Raw genomic sequence first — 1,889 nt, forward strand, 5'->3', positions numbered from 1 at the left:
GCATGTGGTAGGACCCCTAAATAAAAATAACGGCATAAACCCCTTAAATAACCGATTTTTCCTAACTAGCACTATATTAAAATTGTTAGTAAAATATTCCATTTATCTAATAATTTGTTATAATCGTATTTAATAAGAATTATTGTTAGTATTTTACAAATTTATGATGTATTCTCCTATCCAAAAAATAAAACATAATGCTACAAAGCCAACAAGATTTATCATTACTTCCTTTTTTGTAGGTCTGTCTCTAAATATAAAAGCGGATAAAAACAATAAAAACGCCATTCCATACAACCACCAAACTGTACGAGATATGCTAAACAACCCTATAGACAGTGCAACTACAATAATTACGTAAATACGTTCATTTTTTGAAGTAATCTTACCAAACATATTGACTCCTACCTCCTATTTTTAGAAAATAATTACTTTTCAGAGAATGACTGTATAATATATTGTATTAAATTTCTTATACAAATGAAAGGGGATTATTATGAAAAAAACATTATTAGCAGGAAGTTCATTGGTTTTATTACTAAGCTCAGGGTTTGCATTTAGTTCAACAACGCAAGCAGCAGAGAACAAGGAAGGAAATTCACCTGCAGTTTCTTACAACCAGGATGTATCAAAAGAAAATAGAGCAATTGATATTAGTTCATTACCTCAACAAGATTTAGACTCTTTATTCCTAAATGGACAAGCTCCCTTTAATCCAATAACACCTAAAGATTCGGATCAAATTCAATATGTTCACCCCACAGCTGGTACATTCAACTGGAAATATGTAACGACAACTTATGGAAACAATGTATTTTATAATGCCTCATATCGTTTTATGGTTAACGCAGCTATAGCAGGTTTAGGTGCTGGGGTTATAGCGAAAATCGGAAATACGTTTGCTTCTGGTGTAGCTGGGTATGTAATAGGTGGACTATCTCTTCCTAAAAGTAAAAACTATTGGTGGACTGTACAAAAATGGCAGGATCAAGATGCATACAATGTTTATATTAAATACAACATTAAAGTTTATTCTGATTCTGGACGTACAAAATTAGTTGATTCTTATACCGAGCAATTTGCACAAAGATATAGATAAAACCATTGCCGTAAAATATATTAAAGACTAACTATTAAATGGGTTTGCTTGTTTTCAAAATAAGCAAACCCTTCCCTATAAAACTACTTTTATTTTTTATATCACTTAAATTAGGAATCACAGTATAAACCACTTAATTTAGTCCCTCATATTTCCAAACGTTGACCAAAAAATGAAAATATGGTATGTTTACTTTAGATTAGTTATATATTGAATGCATATTCAGTATATATAAAGTATAGTACTTAACTGAATTGCATAAACTAAAAAAGACGAGATGCTGTCAACATCCCGTCTCATAACTGCTACTGTCAAGGTGGCTGTTATTATGCATTATCTTTTTCTTTTAGACCCACGCTTGTACTTTGGTCGGTGAAGCGCGGGTTTTTTGTTGTCTTTTTTTTCGAATTGCTTTTTCAGTGCGTATGCTGAAACCTCACGCACAACTGCTCTTGCAATTTCTTTTAAAAGTTCGAACAAAAATTCCATGTTATATCACCCCCTTTCCTTCCAAATGGAAAGAAGGGATAATAACAAGCCCACCTTCACACGATATACAGTTATACTTCTATTTTACCATACTTCAACAATCTAAAATAGAAAATCTGTCCAATTTTAGTCTGTATATAATCTTTTAGTTAAGGAGTTTTATAAGAATTTAGTTTACTATAATCTGAATATGTATACTGTATTTCTTGGATTTTTCATAATTGACCTTAGTTTCATATGCTATTTTTTGAGAATATAATTTCAAATAAAACGCCCTTGTAATTATCCGCTTTATTTTCCT

General features: G+C 31.0%; 3 protein-coding genes. 1 reads left to right on the top strand and 2 read right to left on the bottom strand.

Translation table 11 applies throughout. The features are described from left to right. Nucleotides 1–153: 153 nt before the first annotated feature. Nucleotides 154–396: a hypothetical protein gene (locus KI369_RS22990; protein WP_000467112.1), complete on the bottom strand. Its 243-nt coding sequence runs from the start codon at nucleotides 394–396 to the stop codon at nucleotides 154–156. Between the two features lie 100 nt (nucleotides 397–496). Between KI369_RS22990 and KI369_RS22995 the strand changes: the two genes are divergently transcribed. After that, nucleotides 497–1,099, top strand: a complete 603-nt coding sequence (locus tag KI369_RS22995; protein ID WP_000751948.1) for a hypothetical protein — start codon at nucleotides 497–499, stop codon at nucleotides 1,097–1,099. 333 nt (nucleotides 1,100–1,432) lie between these two features. Here KI369_RS22995 and KI369_RS23000 read toward each other — a convergent pair whose 3' ends face one another. After that, nucleotides 1,433–1,588 (bottom strand): hypothetical protein, encoded by a 156-nt coding sequence (locus KI369_RS23000; RefSeq protein WP_000394773.1) that lies wholly within the window; start codon nucleotides 1,586–1,588, stop codon nucleotides 1,433–1,435. Nucleotides 1,589–1,889: the final 301 nt, after the last annotated feature.

It is taken from the genome of Bacillus sanguinis (assembly GCF_018332475.1).
Lineage (GTDB): Bacteria > Bacillota > Bacilli > Bacillales > Bacillaceae_G > Bacillus_A > Bacillus_A sanguinis.